This window comes from Modicisalibacter muralis, assembly GCF_900102945.1.
GTDB lineage: Bacteria > Pseudomonadota > Gammaproteobacteria > Pseudomonadales > Halomonadaceae > Modicisalibacter > Modicisalibacter muralis.
In genome coordinates this window covers 22,286-43,069 of sequence record NZ_FNGI01000012.1, presented here as the reverse complement: position 1 = coordinate 43,069, position 20,784 = coordinate 22,286, and the positions used below count along the sequence as shown (strand labels likewise).

Below are 20,784 nucleotides of genomic sequence, written 5' to 3'. Positions count from 1 at the left end.
CCCATCCGTTGGGAGCGTGCCAGGGAGGCAGTCGTGAGCCATCGCAACATCTTCGTGGTTGGACTCAATGCGTTCAATCGGGAACGCCTCGAGAGCCTGCGCGGTGCTCGGCACTATCGCTTTCACGGAGTCATCGAGCCGGAGGCGGTCTACGACACCGAGGTATTTCCCATCGAGGACATGCTGGATCGAGCCGAGGCCGAGTTACGCGACTTCACCGGAAGCATCGACGCCATCGTCGGCTATATGGACTTTCCCGTCTCGACCATGCTCCCGCTGCTCTGCAACCGCTTCGCCACGCGCACCACCAGCCTCGAGAGCCTGCTCAAGTGCGAGCACAAGTATTGGAGCCGGCTGACCCAGCGCGAGGTGATCGGCAACTACATTCCTCGTTTCACTGCATTCGATCCCTTCGATGACGACGCGCTGTCGCGTATCGGCGAGGCGGGGCTGTACTTCCCATTTTTCGTCAAGCCGATCAAGTCGTCGGGCTCGCGATTGGGCTTTCGCATCGACAGCCCCGAGGATTTCAGCGCTGCGGTGACGCGCCTGCGCGAGGACATCGGGCTGATCTCCGAGCCCTTCAATTTCGTGCTCGACCAGGCCCAACTGCCCGATAGCGTGCGCGCGGTGGATGGTGGCCACTGCATGGCCGAGGAGATCATCGGTGGCTGGCAGTGCACGGTCGAGGGGTATGTCTTCCAAGGTCAGGTAGTGCCCTACGGCATCGTCGATTCGATTCGCTACCCGCAGGTGTTGAGCTTCTTCTATTACCGCTACCCGTCGCGCCTGCCGGGTCGTATCCAGGACAAGATGCGCGAGTTGAGTGCCACCGTCATGGCGCATATCGGCTACGACAACGCTGCCTTCAATATCGAGTATTTCTGGGACGAGGTGCAAAATCGTATCTGGTTGCTGGAGATCAACACGCGTATCTCGCAGTCGCATTGCGACCTGTTCGAGAAAGTCGATGGCGTCAGCCACCAGCAGGTCACCGTCGACCTGGCATTGGGCCAGCCGCCGGACATGCCCTCGCGCCAGGGCGCATTCGCGGTGGCGGGCAAATTCTTCTATCGGGTGTTCTTCGTCGATGCCACGGTCAGCCGGGTGCCGAGCGCACAGGAGATCGAAGCGCTCGAGCAAGAGTTCCCCGGCACGTTGATCGCCTTGCAGGTTTCGGTCGGCATGCGTCTTTCGTCGCTGCCCGAGCAGGATAGCTACAGTTTTGCGCTAGCCTATATCTGGATGGGCGCGGATAACGACGACGCGTTGGAATACAACTACGCGCGCCTCGCCGAGCGACTGATTTTCGAGTTCGAAGACATCGTCGGTTGAGCGGTCGCCGAGCCACTTCGTCCAGCAACTGACACCCGCGAAGGGAGCCCTGCCTATGCGCGCCGTCAGCGACTTTTTGCGTCAGGTTCAAGAAGAGGAAACCTGGATCACCCTGGCCGATGGCTGCCGGCTGGCGGTGCGCATCTGGCGGCCCGTCGATGCCGAGCATCACCCGGTGCCGGCGATTCTCGAATACCTGCCTTACCGCAAGCGCGATTTAACCGCCATCCGCGATGCCCAGACTCATCCCTATTGGGCCGGACACGGCTACGCCGGGGTGCGCGTGGACATCCGTGGCAGCGGCGAATCGGATGGCGTGCTGACCGACGAATACCTGCAACAGGAGCTGGACGATGGCGTCGAGATCCTCAGTTGGCTGGGCCGCCAGCCCTGGTGCAGCGGCGACGTCGGTATGATCGGCATCTCCTGGGGCGGCTTCAATGGCCTGCAGATCGCCGCGCTGCAGCCGCCCGAGCTGAAGGCGGTGATCACGTTGTGCTCCACCGACGACCGCTACGCCGACGACGTACACCACATGGGTGGCTGCCTGCTCGGCGACAACCTGTCGTGGGCGTCGACCATGTTCGACCACAACACATGCCCGCCCGACCCCGCGCTGGTCGGCGAGCGCTGGCGCGAGATGTGGCAGGAGCGTCTCGAAGGCAGCGGCCTGTGGCTGGCGACCTGGCTCGCCCACCAGCGTCGCGACGATTACTGGAAGCATGGCTCGGTGTGCGAGGATTTCTCGCGCATCCGTTGCCCGGTGTACGCCATCAGCGGCTGGGCCGATGGCTACTGCAACGCCGTCTTTCGCCTGCTCGCCGGGCTCGACGTGCCACGCAAGGGACTGGTCGGCCCCTGGGCGCACAAGTATCCGCACCTCGGCGTGCCGGGGCCGGCGATCGGCTTCCTGCAGGAATCGCTGCGCTGGTGGGACTACTGGCTGAAAGGCGAAGATACGGGGATCATGGACGAGCCGATGCTGCGCGTGTGGATGCAGGATTCGGTGCCGCCCTCGGCGCGCTACGAGGAGCGTCCCGGGCGTTGGGTCAGCGAGCCGAGCTGGCCCTCGCCGCGCATCGAGGCGCGGGTCTTCCGTCTGACCAGTGGCCACGACCTGCTCGGCGAGTCGGGCTCACCAGCACAAGCGGCGGATGACGCCTTGCCGCTGGGCATTCGTTCGCCGCTGTTTGTCGGCCTGTATGCCGGCAAGTGGTGTTCCTACAATGCGCCCCCCGACCTGCCGCACGATCAGCGCGACGAAGACGGCGGCGCGCTGATCTTCCAGACCGCTCACCTGGAAGACACGCTCGAGATTTGCGGTCAGCCCGAGGTCGAGCTCGATATCGAGGCCGACCAGCCGGTGGCGATGGTTGCTCTGCGGCTGAGCGACATCGCTGAGGACGACAAGGCAACGCGGGTCTCCTATGGACTGCTCAACCTGACCCATCGTGACAGTGACGAATTTCCCCAGCCGCTGGAGCCGGGCAAACGTTATCGGGTGCGCATCAAGCTCAAGCATATCGCCCAGCAATTCCCCGCCGGACACGCGATCCGCCTGTCGCTATCGACCAGCTACTGGCCGCTGGCCTGGCCGGCGCCGGTGCCGGTCAGGGTGACTATCCACCCTGCCGCCAGCCGCTTGATCCTGCCTTGTCGCGAACCTCAACCGCACGAAGAGCGCGCCCTGCGTCCCTTCGACGAGGCACAGGGCGCACCGCCACTGGCGCTCACGTTGATTCAGCCGAGCCAGGAATCGTGGTGCGTGATTCGTGACCTGGGCAACGACAAGACCACCCTCGAAGTGGTCAACGACGCCGGCACCTATCGCCTCGACGACATCGACCTGGAGCTCTCGTATCGGGTCGTCGAGCGTTACAGTTATTCCTACGGCAACTACGACAGCCTGAGTGGCTGGACCGAATGGCAGCGCAGCTTCAGTCGTGGCGACTGGCAGGTACATACCGTGACCCGCACGTTGATGACCGCGGATGCCGAAAACTTTCGGCTGCGCGCGACGCTCGATGCCTACGAAGGCGACAACCGGGTATTTGCCAAGAGCTGGGACGAGGAGATACCGCGCGATCTGGTGTGAAACAGGTGGCAATGTTGTCGCAAACGCAAAAACCGCTACCCGGATAATTCCGTAAGCAGCGGTTTTTGGCGGGAATTTTGGTCGGAGTGATAGGATTTGAACCTACGACCCCTGCCTCCCGAAGACAGTGCTCTACCAAGCTGAGCTACACTCCGACACGGTTGGGCTTGCGCCTCAACGGTGCTGCATTATACCCGTCGCATGGCCGCGCGCAACCCTGCCGCAAGGCGGTGGCGGTCAGGCCTGGCGATCCACTGCCAGGCGCGCCAAGCGGGCCATGCTGTCACGGTATTCACTCGGCGGCAGGGTCTCGAGCTGGGCCAGCGCCAGGTTGGCCATTTCCTCGGCGCGCGCTTGGGTGTAGTCGAGGCCGCCGGTGTCGCGGACGATCGCCAGTACGTCGTCGAGCCGCTCCAGGCCGCCCTGGCGTATCGCCTGGCGCACCAGTCTCGCCTGATCGGGCGTGCCCACGTTCATGGCATGAATCAACGGCAGGGTGGGCTTGCCTTCGGCAAGATCGTCGCCGACGTTCTTGCCCATGGTGCCGGCATCGCCCTGATAATCGAGCAGATCGTCGATGAGCTGGAAGGCCAGGCCGAGATAGCGGCCATAGAGCCTGAGTGCTTCTGCTTGTTCCTTGTCGGCATCGGCGAGTATCGCGCCGCTGTGCGAGGCGGCCTCGAACAGCATCGCGGTCTTGCCCTGGATGGTCTCGAAATAGGCGGCTTCGTCGATCTCGGGATTGCCGATGTTGGTCAGTTGCAGCACCTCGCCTTCGGCGATGGTGCAGGTCGCGGCGGAAAGAATCTCCATGACCCGCATCGAGCCGACCTCGACCATCATTTGAAACGAGCGTGAGTAGAGAAAGTCGCCGACCAGTACCGAAGGCGCATTGCCCCAGTGTTCGTTGGCGGTCTCGCGGCCACGGCGCATGCTCGACTCGTCGACGACATCGTCGTGCAGCAGTGTCGAGGTATGCATGAACTCGATCAGCGTGGCCAGGGTGATATGCCGGTCGCCGGCGTAGCCAAGTGCACGCGCCGCCAGCAATACCAGCAGTGGGCGCAGCCGCTTGCCACCACTGTCGATGATGTAGTGGCCGATATTTTCGACGAGTGGTACCCGTGAGCCGAGTTGGGCGAGGATGGTGCGGTCGACGGCGGCGAAATCCTCAGCCACAGCCGCGTGGATGGGCGATGCGTTGGGCTGCATTTGTCGGTATCTGCTTGGGAGTGGATCGCGCGACACTCGACGCGCGAGGCCGGCCTGGGCTGAGGCTATGCTATGGCCCACCCTGTGGGGCGTCAAGACAAGGTATGGGTGGTCTGGTTCGTGCGCGTGTAGACTTGTGGACAGGCGCCAGCACGGTTATAATCCGCGCCCCAACTCATCTTGCTCCCTGTCAGATGGCTGCCGAGCGAGGCGCCACTCGCCGCAGGCCGATGAAGAGCCCACCCCGATGAGTGTCTGGAGAACGTCATGTACGCAGTTATCAAGAGCGGTGGTAAGCAGTACCGCGTCCAGGAAGGCCAGACCCTGAAGCTCGAGAAGCTTGAAGTGGCCACCGGTGAAAGCCTGGATTTCGACCAGGTGCTGCTGGTTGCCGATGGCGATGACATCAAGGTCGGCGCGCCGCTGGTCGACGGTGCCAAGGTGTCCGCCGAGATCGTGTCCCACGGTCGTGGCGATAAGGTGACGATCATCAAGTTCCGTCGCCGCAAGCATCACATGAAGCGTCAGGGCCACCGTCAGTGGTTCACTGAAGTCAAGATCACCGGGATTTCTGCCTGAGCGCAGTCAACCCCTGAACGAGCGAGGACTTTGCAATGGCTCATAAGAAGGCTGCCGGTAGTACGCGTAACGGTCGCGATTCCGAATCCAAACGCCTTGGCGTCAAGCTGTTTGGCGGTCAGGTCGTGAACCCCGGCAACATCATCGTGCGTCAGCGCGGCACCAAGTTTCATGCCGGCACTGGCGTCGGCCTCGGCAAGGACCACACCCTGTTCGCGCTCAGCGAAGGCGTGGTCAAGTTCGAGACCAAGGGTCCGAAGAACCGCAAGTTCGTGAGCGTCGTCTCCGCCTGAGACATCACGAACGTTGCACTGAGAAGGCCCCGCCATTGCGGGGCCTTTTCGGTTCATGACGGTACAAGCCGTCAGGAGAATGACTGATGCAATTCGTCGACGAAGCCTCGATCATCGTGGAAGCGGGCAATGGCGGTAACGGCTGCCTGAGTTTCCGCCGCGAGAAATACGTACCCAAGGGCGGCCCCGACGGTGGCGACGGCGGCCACGGCGGCTGCGTGTACCTGCTCGGTGACGATGCGCTGAACACCTTGATCGATTTCAAGTATCAGCGCTTCTACAAGGCGCGCAACGGCCAGCCGGGCCAGGGTCGCCAGATGAGCGGCAAGGCCGGCGACGATTTGTACGTCAAGGTGCCGGTGGGTACCACGGTGATCGACGAGGATACCCTCGAGGTGATCGCCGACGTGACCGAAATCGGCCAGGTGGTGCTGGTCGCCCAGGGCGGGCGTCGCGGACTGGGCAACATCCACTTCAAGTCGTCGACCAATCGCGCACCGCGGCGCACCGTTCCCGGCACCGAAGGCGAGCGGCGCAGCTTGCGCCTGGAAATGAAGGTGATGGCCGATGTCGGCCTGCTGGGCATGCCCAATGCCGGCAAGTCGACGCTGATCCGCGCCGTGTCGGCGGCCCGGCCCAAGGTCGCCAATTACCCGTTCACCACGCTGGTGCCCAATCTCGGCGTGGTCAAGCTGGGTACCCACGAACACTTCGTGATGGCCGATGTGCCGGGGCTGATCGAGGGGGCATCCGATGGCGCCGGGCTGGGCCTGCGTTTTCTCAAGCACCTGACGCGCACGCGATTGCTGCTGCACGTGGTCGACGTGGCGCCGTTCGATGAATCCGATCCGGTCGCGGCGGCGCAAGCCATCGCTCACGAATTGGAGCAGTTTTCGCCGGCCCTGGCCGAGCGGCCGCGCTGGCTGGTGCTCAACAAGCTCGACTTGCTACCCGAAGACGAGCGCACGGCGCGCGGCGATGAGATCGTCGCCAAACTGGGCTGGAGCGGGCCGGTATTTCGTATCTCGGCGATCGGCGGCGAGGGCACCGATGCGCTGGTTCAGGCCGCGCATCGCTGGCTGACCGAGCAACGCCGTCTCGAAACCGAGGACGAACAGGTCGCCGAGCATGAGCGCTCCATGCGTGAGCGCATGGAGGCCGAAGCCGTGGCGCGCGCCGAGGCGCGGCTCAGTTACAAGCGCAAGCGCGACGATGAGGGCGATGACGACGACGATTTCGACGATGATGATTATGATGTCGAGATCGAATACGCCCCTTAAAGGTTATGAACTGACTGCGCTCGGCCATACGGCGTTAAAAATTGGCTTAAGGTACTCATTTGCAATAGCAAACTCCGTCCTTGCGCCAATTCTTGCCTAGTCTGGCCATCGCTCGTTCAGTTCTCGGTGGATGGCAATCTCCATGAGATGGAGGCGTTAAGGGAAAGCATGGCTAACATCGAGCAGGCGCCCGGGCGTGAGGCGCTGACCCGCGCGCGGCGGGTGGTGGTGAAGATCGGCAGCGCGCTGCTGACCAACGACGGGCGCGGCCTCGACGAGGCGGCCATCGGCGGTTGGGTCGATCAGATCGCCGCGCTGCACGCGCGCGGCATCGAGGTGGTGCTGGTGTCCTCGGGCGCGGTGGCCGCCGGCATGGTGCGCCTGGGCTGGGGCGCGCGGCCCTCGGCGGTGCATGAACTGCAGGCCGCCGCCGCGGTGGGCCAGACCAGCCTGGCGCAGTGCTACGAGGGTCACTTCGCGCGTCATGGCCTGCGTAGCGCGCAGATTCTGCTGACCCACGACGATCTCTCCAACCGCAAGCGCTATCTCAATGCGCGTTCGGCGCTGCGTACGCTGGTTTCACTGCGCGTGATTCCGGTGATCAACGAGAACGATACCGTGGTCACCGACGAGATTCGCTTCGGCGACAACGATACCCTCGGTGCGCTGGTCGCCAACCTGCTCGAAGCCGAGGCGCTGGTCATTCTCACCGACCAGGAAGGGCTGTTCGATGCCGACCCGCGCAGTAATCCGGCGGCGCAACTGGTCCTCGACGGGCGTGCCGGCGACCCGCGCCTGGCAGCGATGGCCGGTGGCGGCAGTGGCGTATTGGGGCGTGGCGGCATGACCACCAAGATACGCGCGGCGCGGCTGGCGGCCCGCTCCGGGGCGGTGACGGCGATCGCCAGCGGGCGTCAGATGGATGTGCTGACCCGCTTGGTCGATGGCGAACACCTGGGCACGCTGCTGCGTCCCGAGCACGCCCCGCTGGCCGCGCGCAAGCGCTGGCTGGCTGGCCAGTTGCAGGTGCGCGGCAGCCTGACCCTGGATGCCGGCGCGATCAGCGTCTTGCGCGAGCGTGGTTCTAGCCTGTTGCCGGTCGGCGTCAAGGCGCTCAGCGGCAGTTTCGTGCGTGGCGACATGGTGGTCTGCGTCGATGAGCAGGGCGAACGCGTGGCTAAGGGGCTGGCCAACTACGGCAGCGACGAGGCGGCGCGCATCCTCGGTCAGCCGAGCCATCGGATCGAGTCGATCCTCGGCTACATGGAAGCGCCGGAGTTGATCCACCGCGATAACCTCGTCGTTCTGTAATGCCGCCGGGCCGCCATTCACGCGGGCTGTAGCAAGCGGGGAGGCAGTATGCTAGGATGCCGCATCCTCTCGGACATGGCCCGTAATCAGTGACTCACTGACGATAGCCAAATCGGTTTGGAAGCATTCGATTTACCAAATCGATCAAACACTTACACCGCATTTTATAGTTCTCCAAGGAGATTACGGTGGCGAATACCAAGCAAGCCAAGAAGCGTGCACGTCAATCGGAAGAGCGCCGTCAGCATAACGCCGGCCAGCGCTCCATGGTCCGCACTTACATCAAGCGCGTGATCAAGGCCATCCAGGGCGGCGATCACGCCAAGGCCATGGAAGAGTTCCGCGCGGCGCAGCCGGTCATCGACCGCATTGCCGACAAGGACGCTCTGTCCAAGAAGAAAGCGGCGCGCATCAAGAGTCGTCTGAACAAGCGAATTAAGGCCCTGGCTGCTTAAGCCGGGTGCAGGCGCGCTAAAAACCGGCTTCGGCCGGTTTTTTTATGCATGACTTTTCAACCAGAAGGTAGGCCCAGGGTGGAGTCCGAGCACAACGAGCGGCCATCGGTGGCACATGACGGTACACAGCTAGATGCTCCTTCGGCGGGCGACGGCGCCCCGAGCGCGGCGCCCGGCAAGGGTGCGCCGCTGCGCGCCGGCCTGCTGCGCTCCGGGCTGGTGGTCAGCATGATGACCATGCTTTCGCGGGTGCTGGGATTGGCGCGAGACGTGACCATCGCCACCCTGTTCGGTGCCGGCAGTGGCGCCGACGCCTTCTTCGTCGCCTTCAAGATTCCCAACTTCCTGCGCCGGCTGTTCGCCGAGGGGGCCTTCAATCAGGCCTTCGTGCCGGTGCTCTCGGAATATGCCACGCGACGCACGCGCGCCGAGGTGCGCGAGTTGCTCGATGCGGTTTCGGGCAGCCTGACGGTGGTGCTGGCGCTACTCACGGCCCTGGCCATGCTGCTGGCGCCGTGGTTGGCGTGGCTGTTCGCGCCGGGGTTCAGTGACAACTCGGGCAAGTTGGCGCTGACCGCGGACATGCTGCAACTGACCTTCCCGTATCTGCTGCTGATTTCGCTGACGGCGTTCTCGGGGAGCGTGCTCAACACCTGGAACCGTTTCGCCGTGCCGGCCCTCACCCCGGTACTGTTGAACATTTCGCTGATCGGCGCGGCGCTGTGGCTGACGCCCCTGATGGAAACGCCGCCGATGGCGTTGGCCTGGGGCGTGCTGATCGCCGGTGTCGCGCAGTTGGCCTTTCAGGTGCCGTTTCTGGCCCGGCTGGGCCTGTTGCCGAAACCCTGGCCGCGCTTCGCCCACGAGGGCGTCAGGCGCATCCTGCGGCTGATGGGACCGGCGCTATTCGGTGTTTCGGTGTCGCAGATCAATCTGCTGCTAGACACCGTGCTGGCCTCGTTTCTGGTCTCGGGCAGCGTGTCCTGGCTGTACTACTCGGATCGCCTGGTGGAGCTGCCGCTGGGCGTGTTCGGTATCGCCATCGGCACGGTGATTCTGCCGGCGCTGTCCAAGCGCCACGCCGAGCAATCGCCGGAGCATTTCGCGAAGATGCTCGACTGGGCGCTGCGCGCGGTGCTGTTGATCGGCTTGCCAGCCGCGCTGGCGCTGGCGGTATTGGCCGAGCCGCTGTTGATCAGCCTGTTCTACTACGGCGCGATGACCGAGAACGACATCGCCATGGCGGCGATGAGCCTGCGCGCCTATGCGCTGGGGCTGGTGGCCTTCATGCTGATCAAGGTGCTGGCGCCGGGCTATTTCGCGCGTCAGGATACCAAGACGCCGGTCAAGATCGGGATTCTCGCCATGGTTGCCAACATGGCGCTCAATCTGGCGTTGATCGTGCCGTTGGCTCACGCCGGGCTGGCGCTGGCGACGTCGCTCGCGGCTTTCCTGAATGCCGGGCTGCTGGGTCTCGGCCTGCGGCGAAACGGGGTGTTGGTATTCCAGCCCGGCTGGGGCCGCTACGCCTGGCAACTCGGTGGCGGCTGTGTGTTACTGGGGCTCGGGTTGTGGTGGCTGTCGCCGGATTGGCAAGCCTGGCTGAGCTGGGATGTCTGGCACCGCGTTTGGGTGTTGTCCTGCCTGGTGCTCGGCGGGGTGGTGGCGTATTTCGCCTGGCTGGCGATTTGCGGCATTCGCCTGCGGCACTTTCGTTTGACTGGGTAGGCGTTTGACGGGCTAGGCGCTTACACGGATAGGCGTATAAATGGCTGACCGTTATAATCGACTTTTTAATCGACTCGTGAACGACGCATGCAATTGATTCGTGGCTTGCACAATCTGCGACAGCATCACCGGGGCTGCGTGGCGACCATCGGCAATTTCGATGGCGTGCACCGTGGCCATCAGGCGATTCTCGATCAATTGCGCGATTGTGCCGCGACGTTGGGGTTGCCGGTCACGGTGGTAATCTTCGAGCCGCAGCCGCGCGAGTACTTCGCCGGCGATCAGGCGCCACCCCGCCTGACCCGCCTGCGCGACAAGGTGCGGCTGCTGGCGGCGCACGGCGCCGAGCGTATCGTTTGCCTGCCGTTCAACGACGCCCTGCGCAGCCTGACCGCCGACCAGTTCATCGACCGCGTGTTGATCGATGGGCTGGACGTGCGCCACCTGGTGGTCGGCGACGACTTCCGCTTCGGCTGCGACCGCGCCGGCGACTTCGCGTTGCTGACCCGGGTCGGCGAGGCGCGCGGTTTCGGTGTCGAGCATACCCGCACCTTCGCGCTGGACGACGAACGGGTTTCCAGCTCGCGGGTGCGCACCCTGCTGGCCAGCGGCAACTTCCACCAGGCGGCACGCATGCTGGGCCGCCCTTATCGGTTGTCGGGACGCGTGGTGAGCGATCGCCGATTGGGCCGCACCATCGGCGTGCCCACCGCCAATCTGCCGCTGTTGTCCGGGCCGATGGCGCTGCGTGGCGTGTATGCGGCGATCACCCGGCTGGCCGATGGCCGGGTGTTTCCCGGTGTCGCCAATATCGGCTGGCGGCCGACGGTGGGCTCAAAGCGACCGGTGCTGGAGGTCAATCTGTTCGATTTCGACGGCGATCTCTACGGTCAGCGTATCGATGTCGTGCCCTGCGCCCGGCTGCGTGGCGAGCTGACCTTCGATGGGCTCGAGCCGCTCAAGCGCCAGATTCAGGCCGATCAGGCGCGGGCACGCGAGTATTTCAGCGATTGGCTGGCAGGCACGGATGGCACTCCCAGCGACTGGGCACCCTTTCTGGCATCGGCGCCGCTGGCGTCGGTCGCTGTGATTTCCGATTCCTCGGCGGGCCGTGCGGCCTCCGACCAAGACGGCTGACTCCTAGGTTATGAGCGACTACAAGCACACCCTGAATTTGCCCGAGACCGATTTCCCGATGCGCGGCAACCTGCCCAAGCGCGAGCCCGCGCGGGTCCAGCACTGGCAGCAGATCGATCTGTACCAGCGCCTGCGCGAAGCGGGCCAGGGCCGCGAGACGTTCGTGCTTCACGATGGCCCGCCGTATGCCAACGGCAGCATCCATATCGGCCACGCCGTCAACAAGATCCTCAAGGACATCATCGTCAAGTCCAAGGGGCTGGCCGGCTTCGACGCGCCCTACGTGCCGGGCTGGGACTGCCACGGCCTGCCCATCGAGCACAAGGTCGAGACCACTCACGGCAAGCACCTGCCGGCCAGCCAGGCGCGGGCGCTGTGCCGCGAGTATGCCGCCGAGCAGATCGACGGCCAGCGCACGGATTTCGTGCGTCTGGGCGTGGTCGGCGACTGGGCGCGCCCCTATCGCACCATGGACTTCGTCAACGAGGCCGGCGAGATCCGCGCGCTGGCCGAGATGGTCAAGCACGGTTACGTGTTCAAGGGCCTGAAGCCGGTCAACTGGTGTTTCGATTGCGGCTCGGCGCTGGCCGAGGCCGAGGTCGAATACGCCGACAAGCAATCCGACGCCATCGACGTGGCCTTCCCCTGCGCCGAGGATGACAAGCTGGCCGCCGCCTTCGGCTTGGCCGAGCTGCCCAAGCCCGCCGCCGCAGTGATCTGGACCACCACGCCGTGGACGATCCCCGCCAACCAGGCGCTCAATGTACACCCCGAGTTCACCTATGCGCTGGTCGATGTCGGCGACCGACTGTTGCTGCTGGCCGAGGAGCTGGTGGAGAGCTGCCTGGAGCGCTTCGGGCGGGAGGGTCACATCATCGCCACCGTCGGGGGCGAGCGCCTGTCGGAGATCGAGTTTGCCCATCCCTTCTATGCGCGTCGTTCGCCGGTGTATCTGGCCGACTACGTGGAATCCGAAGTGGGCAGTACCGGGATCGTACATTCGTCGCCGGCCTATGGGGTGGACGACTTCAATACCTGCCGTGCCCATGGCATGAGCTTCGACGAGATCGAGAGCCCGGTAATGGGTAACGGTGTCTATGCCGAGGACCTGAAATTCTTCGGCGGGCAGATGATCTGGAAGGCCAACCTGCAGATCGTCGCCAAGCTCGACGAGGTCGACGCCCTGCTGGCCCACAAGACCATCACCCACAGCTATATGCATTGCTGGCGCCACAAGTCGCCGGTGATCTACCGCGCCACGGCGCAGTGGTTCGTCGGCATGGACATCGAAGGAGCCGATGGCAAGACTCTGCGCCAGCGTGCGCTGGATGGCGTCGAGGCGACCCAGTTCGTGCCGGCCTGGGGCAAGGCGCGGCTGCATTCGATGATTGCCAATCGCCCCGATTGGTGTATCTCGCGCCAGCGCAACTGGGGCGTGCCGATCCCGTTCTTCCTGCACAAGGTCAGTGGCGAGCTGCATCCGCGCACCGTCGAGTTGATGGAAGACGTCGCCAAGCGCGTCGAGCTTGAGGGCATCGACGCCTGGTTCCGCCTCGCCGCCGAGGAACTGATCGGTGACGACGCCGCGCACTACGACAAGGTTTCCGACACTCTCGACGTGTGGTTCGACTCCGGCACCACGCACTGGCACGTGTTGCGTGGCTCGCATGCGCTGGGCCACAGCCAGGGGCCGCGGGCCGATCTGTACCTGGAAGGCTCCGATCAGCATCGCGGCTGGTTCCACTCGTCGCTGCTGACCGGCTGTGCCATCGACGGTCACCCACCCTACAAGGGGCTATTGACTCACGGCTTCACCGTCGATGCCCAGGGTCGCAAGATGTCCAAGTCGGTGGGCAACGTGGTCGCTCCGCAGGAAGTCATGGATAAATTGGGCGCCGATATCCTGCGCCTGTGGGTCGCCTCCACCGACTACTCCGGCGAGATGGCCGTCTCTGACGAGATACTCAAGCGCACCGCCGATGTCTACCGGCGTATCCGCAACACCTCGCGCTTCCTGCTCGCCAATCTCAATGGCTTCGATGCCACGCGCGACGCGGTGGCCTTCGAAGACATGCTGGCGCTGGATCAATGGGTGGTCGACCGCGCCGCGCAGTTGCAGGCACGCATCGAGGCCGCCTACGCCGAGTACCGTTTCCTCGACGTCTATCAGCAGGTGCATACCTTCTGCGCCCGCGAACTCGGCGGTTTCTACCTCGACGTGATCAAGGATCGCCAGTACACCACCCAGGCCGATTCGCTGGCCCGGCGCAGTTGCCAGACCGCGCTCTATCAGGTGGTCGAGGCGCTGGCGCGCTGGGTGGCGCCGATCCTGTCGTTCACCGCCGAGGAAATCTACGAGCACATTCCCGGCGAGCGCAAGGCCAGCGTGCTGCTCGAGACCTTCTATACCGGGCTTTCTACGCTGGGCGACGATGCCGCCTTCGGTCGCGACTTCTGGGAGCAGGTGCTGGAAGTCAAGCAGGCGGTCAACAAGTGCCTGGAAGACGCGCGCAACGCCAAGGTCATCAAGAACAGCCTGGCCGCCGAGGTGACGCTGTACGCAAGCGACGAACTACGCGAGACGCTGGGCCGGCTCGGCGACGAGCTGCGCTTCGTGCTGCTGACCAGCGAAGTGCACTTGGCATCGCTGGATTCGGCCGAGGCCTCGAGCGGCGAAGCCACCGAACTCGACGCTCTCAGGGTGGCGGTGATCGCCAGCCCCAACACCAAATGCGAACGCTGCTGGCATCATCGCGAGGATGTCGGTAGCCACGCCGAGCACCCTGACCTGTGCGGCCGCTGTATCAGCAATCTGCCCGACGGGCCGGGAGAAGTGCGTCACTATGCCTGAAGCCAGAGAGAATAGTGCCGCGAAGCCAAGCGAGGCCGTGCCGATGAGTCGCCCGTTGCGCTGGCTGTGGTTGTCGGCACTGGTCATCGTGCTGGACCTGGGCACCAAGGCGCTGGCCAGTGCCATGCTGGTATACGGCCAGCCGGTGGAGCTGTTGCCGTTCTTCAACCTGACGCTGCTGCACAATACCGGCGCGGCGTTCAGCTTTCTGGCCGGTCATGACGGCTGGCAGCGCTGGTTCTTCGCGCTGATCGCGATCGGCGCGAGCATTGGCCTGACGGTCTGGCTGACCCGACTCAAGGCCCATGAAACCCTGCTGGCAGCGGCACTGGCGCTGATCATTGGCGGTGCGCTGGGCAACCTTTATGATCGTTTGATGCTCGGTTATGTGGTGGATTTCCTATCCTTCCATTGGCAGGCTTATTACTTTCCGGCCTTCAACCTGGCGGATACCGCTATCACTCTGGGCGCCATCGCGCTGATTTTTGAATCTCTACGCGATGTGCGGCGTCAAAAGAACTGAATTTCTGCGAATGGAACCTTCGAGATGAGCGATTATCGCATCGGCGACGGCATGGAAGTCACGCTGCACTTCACGCTAAAGCTGGAGGACGGCACCGTGGTCGACTCCACTCGCGATAAGCAACCGGCGACATTTCAGGTCGGCGATGGCAATCTGCCGCCGGGCTTCGAGGCGCCACTGGCGGGGCTGGCCAAGGGCGACACCGGCAGCTACGAGATTTCCCCCGAGCATGCGTTCGGTCAGCACAATCCGCAGAACATGCAAAAAATCCCCCGTGAAAGCTTCGAAGGCCCCGAGCTCGAGGAAGGGCTGGTGATGTCGTTTACCGACCCCAACGGCGGTGAGCTGCCCGGCGTGATCACCGAGATCGACGAGAAACGCGTCGAAGTGGACTTCAATCATCCGCTGGCCGGGCGTACCCTGACATTCGATGTCGAGATTATCGATGTTCACCCCATAACCACTCACTGAGCGGTGAAAAGTGAGGTTTCAATGCAGATCAAGCTGGCCAATCCCCGCGGCTTTTGTGCCGGCGTCGACCGCGCCATCGAAATCGTCAATCGCGCGCTCGACGTGCTCGGCCCACCGATCTACGTGCGCCACGAGGTCGTTCACAATCGCTTCGTGGTCGATTCGCTGCGCGAGCGCGGCGCGATCTTTGTCGAAGAGCTCCATGAGGTACCCGACGACGTGACGGTGATCTTCTCCGCGCATGGCGTGTCGCGTGCCGTGCAGCAGGAAGCCGAGCGTCGCGGCCTCAAGGTATTCGACGCCACCTGTCCGCTGGTGACCAAGGTGCATATGGAGGTGCTGCGCTACGCCAAGCGCGGCCAGGAATGCATCCTCATCGGCCATGCCGGCCACCCCGAAGTGGAAGGCACCATGGGCCGCTACGATACCTCGCATGGCGGCGCCATCTACCTGGTCGAAGACGAAGCCGATGTCGCGGCGCTTACGGTCAACAATCCCGAGACGCTGGCTTTCGTCACCCAGACCACGCTGTCGATGGACGACACCGCCCGAGTGATCGACGCACTGCGCGCAAAGTTCCCGGCGATCGACGGGCCACGCAAGGACGACATCTGCTATGCCACGCAGAATCGCCAGGATGCCGTGCGGCAACTGGCCGCCGAGAGCGATCTGGTGCTGGTGGTGGGCAGCGTCAACAGCTCCAACTCCAACCGCCTGCGCGAGCTGGCCGAGCGCATGAGCACGCCCGCCAAGCTGATCGACGATGCCAGCCTGATCGATGAAACATGGTTGGAAGGCGTCGATAGTATCGGCATTACCGCTGGCGCCAGCGCCCCGGAGGTGCTGGTCAACGGCGTGATCGAGCGCCTGCGCGAACTCGGCGCCACGCTACCCCAGGAACTCGAAGGTCGCGAAGAAACGATCACCTTCTCCATGCCGCGCGAACTGCGCGAGCGAGTCATCGCCAGCGAATGAGAAATAACTCTTCAGAGAATTTCGAGTCGGGCTAAGGCCCGACTTTTTTATGACTATTTCTGTCATACTGCTGTATGTGGTACACACTGAATTACAAGGTGGCAACTCGATGATGAGAAACCGGGAGCGACAAGCCGGCTTCACGCTGTTCGAACTGCTCATCGCGCTGGTGATCATCGGTATTCTTGCGGCCATCGCCTACCCCACCTACACGGGCTACGTGCAGGATGCCCGCAGGGCGGATGGCAAGGCGGGGTTGATGGAAACCGCGCAACGGCTGGAGCGTTGCTATACGCAGGATAGCTCCTACGAAAATTGTATCTCTTTCCCGCAACTCTCACCGGATGAACACTACGCGATCGACGTTTCGCAAACCGATGGTGGGCTACTGACTGCCACGGAATACACGCTAGTCGCGGTGCCGCAGGGAGCACAGACCAGCGATACCTGCGGCAACCTGACGTTGACGCAGACCGGTAAGCGTGGCTCGACGGGTGGCGATAATGACTGCTGGTAAACGTGCCGGGCAGGCAGGTTTCACCCTGGTAGAACTGATCATCACGCTATTGATCATGGGCGTTCTGGCAACGATTGCCGTGCCTGGATTTCGGACACTAATTACCGGCAATCGCCCGGCGGCCAGCTATAACGACATATTAAATGGGTTCAAACTGGCACGCAGCGAAGCGATTACTCGTCATGAAGAAATAACGCTCGCTCTCGACTCGAAAAACGGTGGTGGCTGGAGCCTGACGGTCGATGGCGACGATCCGATCCTATCCATTGAATCCTCGAGCGATAGCATCGACCTGAATCATGATCTGAAAGTGACGTTCGATGCGCTGGGTCGACCCGAGTGTGTGCCAAACACGTGTTCGGTGACTATCGGAGGGCGGGAGTTACAAGTCTCTTCAGCGGGTAGGGTCGGCAGGCCAGTAGGCGACACGGAACAGAACAGCGCTAACGAAGAGCAAGAAGATGACGACGACGATGACTAGCCATTCAATCAGCCATTGCCGCTGCCAAGGCTTCTCGCTGATCGAAGCATTGATTGCGCTGCTCGTGTTGTCGATTGGCTTGCTGGGCGTTGCGGGAATGCAACTCAAGGCCCTGCAAGGTGCGCACATGGCTTATCAGCGTTCGCTGGCCAATGTCATCGCAATCGATGCGCAGGAACGCCTGTGGTCCAGATTGCAGCCTGGCCAGGCATGCCCACCCGTTAGCGATGTTTCCGACGATTGGAAAAAAGCCTGGTTCAGCGATGGTGGAGATGGCAGGGAAACACTGCCAGGCGGTGGCGATAGCGCGATCGAGACGGGTGCAGACGGTCCCTGCTCCTACAGGGTAACGGTCGATTGGCAGGAGACGCGTAAGGAAGGAAATGAGGATATTTCCCCGTTTACTTACCAGTTCAGTTTGCCGGGTGCTACATCGTGAAAGTAAGCAGCCACTTGGCTAATAGCGAATTGCCGATTCGCTCACGCCAGCAGTGTGGTTTTACGTTGATCGAACTGATGGTTTCGCTGTTGATTGGCTTGATGATTATGCTCGGTGCCTCGCAGCTTTTCATCGTTAGCAGGCAGTCTTTTGAGCAGGTTGAGGTGCTAGGCATCAAGCAGGGCGCGCTCAGTTTTACCACTGACGTTCTGGCCAGTGATATTCGTAATGCCGAGCGTGACGGGATTGAAACCAAGGATGATGGCGACATACTGATCCTTGATTTTTCTGGAAACCAGGATGTTTCTCTCTGCTCAGATGAAGATGAACTCGTTAGAAAATATTACCGTCTGGGAGAGTCGCCGGAAAATAGCGGTGAATACTCTCTGCTGGTGAACGTGGTCTGTGAGAGTGGGGAAATCGGCTATCAGCCATTGGTAGCTGGATTCGTCGAAAATAGTCTGGATTTCGATGGTATGGGCAATGGCTTGTGGCGCGTTACATTCAAAATCAATGGCTCAAGCGCTGATGCCGAAGATGAGACTGACGGGATAGTGTTTTTGGCCATGAATCGGGCTGCGGCCATTAAGCGTATCGACGAAGAAGATGAAGATGACGATTGATTGGATTGTATAAGGGAAGTAACTGCATGGCGGTAAATAATAATTGAGTTTTGGTTTTTGGAGGCAATATGAAAAAAACACAATGCGGCGCGGCTCTCGTTGTCAGCCTTGTGCTATTGACTATTGCCTTGATGTTAGGCGTGTCCAGCATGCAGTCATCACTGATGGATGAGCGCCTGGCGAGTAATTACCGGGCTGCCACGCAGGCTCAGATGGCCGCCGAAGCAGGTATTTCTGAGTTTGTCATTGATGGCGGTTTTTCCAATATTGAAAACAATTTCGAGGATATAGATGTTCCCGGACCAGACGATTATCTGAATTTTCACACCTATGTTTCAGGGAAAGAATATGGTTCTGGAAAAGCGGATTACACTATAAGGTATGCGAAAAATTCCGATGGCAATCTGGTTGTAGAAAGCGAAGGCCATTATGGGGCGAAGGGCCGTCAGGCAAAAAGCACGACAATGGGGGTGTTTGCCTTGTCCGATACTACCCAGCCTTATCTTGGCCTGATGACATGCGAGGGGATAAGCTTGAGTGGTAGTAGCAGGATAGATAGCTACGATTCTCGCAAGGGTCCTTATGGGGGTAGTAACGCCTGGGGCAGCGAGGCAGTCGTGGGGACGCAGGTAGCTGGATCGCCGATTGTCTTGACCGGTAGCTCACCGATCTACGGCCGGGTGCAGGCCACTGGCGACCTGAGGCTGTCGGGGTCCTCGTCGATCCATGGCGATGTCACGGCCAATGGCGATATTTCCTTCGAAGGGTATAGCCAAATCAATGGCTCGGTAGCCACGCAGGGCAGCATCGACATCAATGGTATGGTGTATGGTGATGTGCGCGCGGCTGATGACATTCGTCTCAGTTGGGGTTCCAGGATACAAGGCGATGCCACGGCTGAGAACATCGACACCCCGAGTTCCAATCGAGACAATTTCATTACCGGAACGGCTCGTGAAGTAGAGGGTGGAGCCAGCGTTTCCGGTGTGGAGGCGCTCGGCAGCGCTTCGGGCTGCGGTGATGCCGGAGTGATGGCCTATTACGATGACAATTTCGCGGACGTGGCATCGGCGTGCCATGGTAACTCGAAGAAAGGGTGCGAACTCAAGGTGTCGGGCAACAGCAGTGTGATGCTGACCGCCAAAGGACTGAGCGGTGATGGCCCGCACAAGGATTCGGATTATCGTGTTGAAACCCGCAGTGTAAACGGTCGCGATTTATCGGTAGTACGTTTCGATAGTTTAAAGTTAGGTGGCAGTGCTGATTTCGTTGTCGGTGAACCGAGTAACCCCGTGGACATGGTCATAATCGTCGACGACAGCATTTCGATGGGGGGCGCTGCCGATTTCAAGATTAGCCAGGGGAGCACATTGCAGATCGTGGCTCGCGGTGAGCTCGATGTGGGAAGTGGTATCGTAGTCGGTGACGAAAAACCCAGCAAAGTCGTCGATGGCGAAGTCGTGCCGATCTTATCGCTAATTTCTACCTATCACGATGACAATCGCGGTAAGGACGGGGTCCAGATTGGCGGTGCCGCGAAATTTTATGGTCAGGTCATAGCGCCTTTCTCGAAAGTCAGCGTGGGTGGCAGTGGAGGACTATACGGTGCCATCAACGCTCGCGAGGCGGAAATCTCCGGTGCGGGTGGCTTCCACTACGATGAAAGTTTTGGTGAGATGCCGGCATTAGCGGGAGGAGGCAATGAAAATGGCGGGCTGAAGCTAATAAAGATGTACGAGACGGATAACTAGTTCGGATGGGTAGCCGCTCGTGAAGATCGGGTCGATGTTCAACAATCCTCGTCCTCGGCCACTCGCAAGCGACCATGAGAACTTAATACCAAGCTGACATTGTTTCCCGAAAATGAACATAAATTAAAGGTTCCGTTCTGTCCTTTGGGTCGGCCATTGGCTCGATAACGCAAATAGCGGTTGCTGCCAAAGCCGCTATAGTCCAATGCGGCGACCTCGCTAGCAGGCCAAACCTTCAGAATGGCTTCATCATTGGTTCGTTCAGCGGGTGTGCCATCCTTGTCGATAAACAGCATGAGTTGTAATTTCCAATCCGCGTCGCATTCCGACTGATTCCTGGTCGGGCAGATAACAGCCTCCTCGCGCCGAGTGATTGCGGTGCTACGTGCCTGGCCGAGCGCGCCCATCAGCCGCATCACCTCGACCGAAACTCGATTGCGCTCGGCCAACGATTGAAAGCTGGGAACCACCCAGGTTGCCATGATCGCCATAAGCGCGATGACCGCCAGAAGTTCGATTAACGTAAAGCCGCGCATGCGCTGGGTGGATGGCGTAAGGCGACACGTTGGGTATTTCGACATTACCGGCCTTGGGCTCGAATACAGGAACCACGTATTTTCGGCCATATAGTGGCAAGGCGCTGTAAGCGAAGGCGTATTCTGATGTAGGAAATTTGCCATTCCGGCAGATTTGAATGGCGTTTAGAAAACTCCCGCCCTGACAACCCC

At 61.5% G+C, this 20,784-nt stretch carries 20 protein-coding genes and 1 tRNA gene; 18 read left to right on the top strand and 3 right to left on the bottom strand.

The window, feature by feature from the left end; all coding sequences use genetic code 11:
- Nucleotides 1–33 precede the first annotated feature (33 nt).
- Nucleotides 34–1,335, top strand: coding sequence for an ATP-grasp domain-containing protein (locus BLR92_RS16990; RefSeq protein ID WP_089730473.1), 1,302 nt, complete (start codon nucleotides 34–36; stop codon nucleotides 1,333–1,335).
- 55 nt (nucleotides 1,336–1,390) lie between these two features.
- A complete protein-coding gene (locus BLR92_RS16985) occupies nucleotides 1,391–3,430 on the top strand; it encodes a CocE/NonD family hydrolase (RefSeq protein WP_089730472.1) in 2,040 nt (679 codons plus the stop codon).
- 78 nt (nucleotides 3,431–3,508) lie between these two features.
- Here BLR92_RS16985 and BLR92_RS16980 read toward each other — a convergent pair.
- Both BLR92_RS16980 and ispB read right to left on the bottom strand, forming a co-directional pair.
- Nucleotides 3,509–3,585 (bottom strand) — tRNA-Pro (locus BLR92_RS16980).
- An 82-nt stretch (nucleotides 3,586–3,667) separates the two neighbouring features.
- Entirely contained in the window at nucleotides 3,668–4,642 is a 975-nt protein-coding gene (gene ispB / locus BLR92_RS16975; RefSeq protein ID WP_089730471.1) for an octaprenyl diphosphate synthase, read from the bottom strand.
- Nucleotides 4,643–4,909: 267 nt separating this feature from the next.
- On the opposite strand from ispB, the gene rplU reads away from it, so the two are divergent.
- From rplU to BLR92_RS16895, 16 genes are all read left to right on the top strand, one after another.
- Nucleotides 4,910–5,221, top strand: a complete 312-nt coding sequence (gene rplU, locus BLR92_RS16970) for a 50S ribosomal protein L21 (protein ID WP_089730470.1) — start codon at nucleotides 4,910–4,912, stop codon at nucleotides 5,219–5,221.
- 35 nt (nucleotides 5,222–5,256) lie between these two features.
- Nucleotides 5,257–5,514, top strand: a complete 258-nt coding sequence (rpmA, locus tag BLR92_RS16965) for a 50S ribosomal protein L27 (protein WP_089730469.1) — start codon at nucleotides 5,257–5,259, stop codon at nucleotides 5,512–5,514.
- An 86-nt stretch (nucleotides 5,515–5,600) separates the two neighbouring features.
- A complete protein-coding gene (cgtA, locus tag BLR92_RS16960; protein WP_089730468.1) occupies nucleotides 5,601–6,794 on the top strand; it encodes an Obg family GTPase CgtA in 1,194 nt (397 codons plus the stop codon).
- Nucleotides 6,795–6,962: 168 nt separating this feature from the next.
- Nucleotides 6,963–8,105: a glutamate 5-kinase gene (gene proB, locus BLR92_RS16955; RefSeq protein WP_089730467.1), complete on the top strand. Its 1,143-nt coding sequence runs from the start codon at nucleotides 6,963–6,965 to the stop codon at nucleotides 8,103–8,105.
- 188 nt (nucleotides 8,106–8,293) lie between these two features.
- Nucleotides 8,294–8,560, top strand: coding sequence for a 30S ribosomal protein S20 (rpsT, locus tag BLR92_RS16950; protein WP_089730466.1), 267 nt, complete (start codon nucleotides 8,294–8,296; stop codon nucleotides 8,558–8,560).
- Nucleotides 8,561–8,764: 204 nt separating this feature from the next.
- On the top strand, nucleotides 8,765–10,288 hold the full coding sequence (murJ, locus tag BLR92_RS16945; RefSeq protein WP_281242949.1) for a murein biosynthesis integral membrane protein MurJ: 1,524 nt from the start codon (nucleotides 8,765–8,767) through the stop codon (nucleotides 10,286–10,288).
- Nucleotides 10,289–10,375: 87 nt separating this feature from the next.
- On the top strand, nucleotides 10,376–11,425 hold the full coding sequence (gene ribF / locus BLR92_RS16940) for a bifunctional riboflavin kinase/FAD synthetase (protein ID WP_089730464.1): 1,050 nt from the start codon (nucleotides 10,376–10,378) through the stop codon (nucleotides 11,423–11,425).
- Nucleotides 11,426–11,435: 10 nt separating this feature from the next.
- A complete protein-coding gene (gene ileS / locus BLR92_RS16935) occupies nucleotides 11,436–14,276 on the top strand; it encodes an isoleucine--tRNA ligase (RefSeq protein WP_089730463.1) in 2,841 nt (946 codons plus the stop codon).
- Nucleotides 14,277–14,319: 43 nt separating this feature from the next.
- Nucleotides 14,320–14,799: a signal peptidase II gene (gene lspA / locus BLR92_RS16930; protein ID WP_245704251.1), complete on the top strand. Its 480-nt coding sequence runs from the start codon at nucleotides 14,320–14,322 to the stop codon at nucleotides 14,797–14,799.
- Between the two features lie 24 nt (nucleotides 14,800–14,823).
- Complete coding sequence (gene fkpB, locus BLR92_RS16925) at nucleotides 14,824–15,270, top strand: FKBP-type peptidyl-prolyl cis-trans isomerase (protein ID WP_089730461.1); 447 nt, start codon at nucleotides 14,824–14,826, stop codon at nucleotides 15,268–15,270.
- A 21-nt stretch (nucleotides 15,271–15,291) separates the two neighbouring features.
- Nucleotides 15,292–16,245: a 4-hydroxy-3-methylbut-2-enyl diphosphate reductase gene (gene ispH, locus BLR92_RS16920; RefSeq protein ID WP_089730460.1), complete on the top strand. Its 954-nt coding sequence runs from the start codon at nucleotides 15,292–15,294 to the stop codon at nucleotides 16,243–16,245.
- Nucleotides 16,246–16,354: 109 nt separating this feature from the next.
- Complete coding sequence (locus tag BLR92_RS20085) at nucleotides 16,355–16,762, top strand: type IV pilin protein (RefSeq protein ID WP_281242945.1); 408 nt, start codon at nucleotides 16,355–16,357, stop codon at nucleotides 16,760–16,762.
- Entirely contained in the window at nucleotides 16,749–17,243 is a 495-nt protein-coding gene (locus BLR92_RS16910; protein ID WP_089730459.1) for a pilus assembly FimT family protein, read from the top strand. The genes BLR92_RS20085 and BLR92_RS16910 overlap by 14 nt, the downstream gene beginning before the upstream one ends.
- The gene (gene pilV, locus BLR92_RS16905; protein ID WP_245704250.1) at nucleotides 17,224–17,682 is read left to right on the top strand and encodes a type IV pilus modification protein PilV; all 459 of its coding nucleotides are present in this window, start codon (nucleotides 17,224–17,226) and stop codon (nucleotides 17,680–17,682) included. Before BLR92_RS16910 ends, pilV begins: the two co-directional genes overlap by 20 nt.
- Nucleotides 17,679–18,305, top strand: coding sequence for a PilW family protein (locus BLR92_RS16900; RefSeq protein ID WP_245704249.1), 627 nt, complete (start codon nucleotides 17,679–17,681; stop codon nucleotides 18,303–18,305). Before pilV ends, BLR92_RS16900 begins: the two co-directional genes overlap by 4 nt.
- A 68-nt stretch (nucleotides 18,306–18,373) precedes the next feature.
- Nucleotides 18,374–20,056: a PilX N-terminal domain-containing pilus assembly protein gene (locus BLR92_RS16895; protein ID WP_089730457.1), complete on the top strand. Its 1,683-nt coding sequence runs from the start codon at nucleotides 18,374–18,376 to the stop codon at nucleotides 20,054–20,056.
- Between the two features lie 38 nt (nucleotides 20,057–20,094).
- Here the strand turns inward: BLR92_RS16895 and BLR92_RS19840 are convergent, their stop codons facing one another.
- Nucleotides 20,095–20,592 carry a GspH/FimT family pseudopilin gene (locus BLR92_RS19840; protein ID WP_217636609.1) on the bottom strand — a complete coding sequence of 166 codons (498 nt, stop codon included), beginning with the start codon at nucleotides 20,590–20,592 and terminating at the stop codon, nucleotides 20,095–20,097.
- Between the last annotated feature and the right edge of the window lie 192 nt (nucleotides 20,593–20,784).

What these genes read in the sequence shown, in the direction of transcription:
- BLR92_RS16985 (WP_089730472.1), top strand. Translation starts at nt 1,391, where the DNA reads ATGCGCGCCGTCAGCGACTTTTTGCGTCAGGTTCAAGAAGAGGAAACC.
- ispB (WP_089730471.1), bottom strand. Translation starts at nt 4,642, where the DNA reads ATGCAGCCCAACGCATCGCCCATCCACGCGGCTGTGGCTGAGGATTTC.
- rplU (WP_089730470.1), top strand. Translation starts at nt 4,910, where the DNA reads ATGTACGCAGTTATCAAGAGCGGTGGTAAGCAGTACCGCGTCCAGGAA.
- rpmA (WP_089730469.1), top strand. Translation starts at nt 5,257, where the DNA reads ATGGCTCATAAGAAGGCTGCCGGTAGTACGCGTAACGGTCGCGATTCC.
- cgtA (WP_089730468.1), top strand. Translation starts at nt 5,601, where the DNA reads ATGCAATTCGTCGACGAAGCCTCGATCATCGTGGAAGCGGGCAATGGC.
- proB (WP_089730467.1), top strand. Translation starts at nt 6,963, where the DNA reads ATGGCTAACATCGAGCAGGCGCCCGGGCGTGAGGCGCTGACCCGCGCG.
- ribF (WP_089730464.1), top strand. Translation starts at nt 10,376, where the DNA reads ATGCAATTGATTCGTGGCTTGCACAATCTGCGACAGCATCACCGGGGC.
- ileS (WP_089730463.1), top strand. Translation starts at nt 11,436, where the DNA reads ATGAGCGACTACAAGCACACCCTGAATTTGCCCGAGACCGATTTCCCG.
- lspA (WP_245704251.1), top strand. Translation starts at nt 14,320, where the DNA reads ATGAGTCGCCCGTTGCGCTGGCTGTGGTTGTCGGCACTGGTCATCGTG.
- fkpB (WP_089730461.1), top strand. Translation starts at nt 14,824, where the DNA reads ATGAGCGATTATCGCATCGGCGACGGCATGGAAGTCACGCTGCACTTC.
- ispH (WP_089730460.1), top strand. Translation starts at nt 15,292, where the DNA reads ATGCAGATCAAGCTGGCCAATCCCCGCGGCTTTTGTGCCGGCGTCGAC.
- BLR92_RS20085 (WP_281242945.1), top strand. Translation starts at nt 16,355, where the DNA reads ATGATGAGAAACCGGGAGCGACAAGCCGGCTTCACGCTGTTCGAACTG.
- BLR92_RS16910 (WP_089730459.1), top strand. Translation starts at nt 16,749, where the DNA reads ATGACTGCTGGTAAACGTGCCGGGCAGGCAGGTTTCACCCTGGTAGAA.
- pilV (WP_245704250.1), top strand. Translation starts at nt 17,224, where the DNA reads ATGACGACGACGATGACTAGCCATTCAATCAGCCATTGCCGCTGCCAA.
- BLR92_RS16895 (WP_089730457.1), top strand. Translation starts at nt 18,374, where the DNA reads ATGAAAAAAACACAATGCGGCGCGGCTCTCGTTGTCAGCCTTGTGCTA.
- BLR92_RS19840 (WP_217636609.1), bottom strand. Translation starts at nt 20,592, where the DNA reads ATGCGCGGCTTTACGTTAATCGAACTTCTGGCGGTCATCGCGCTTATG.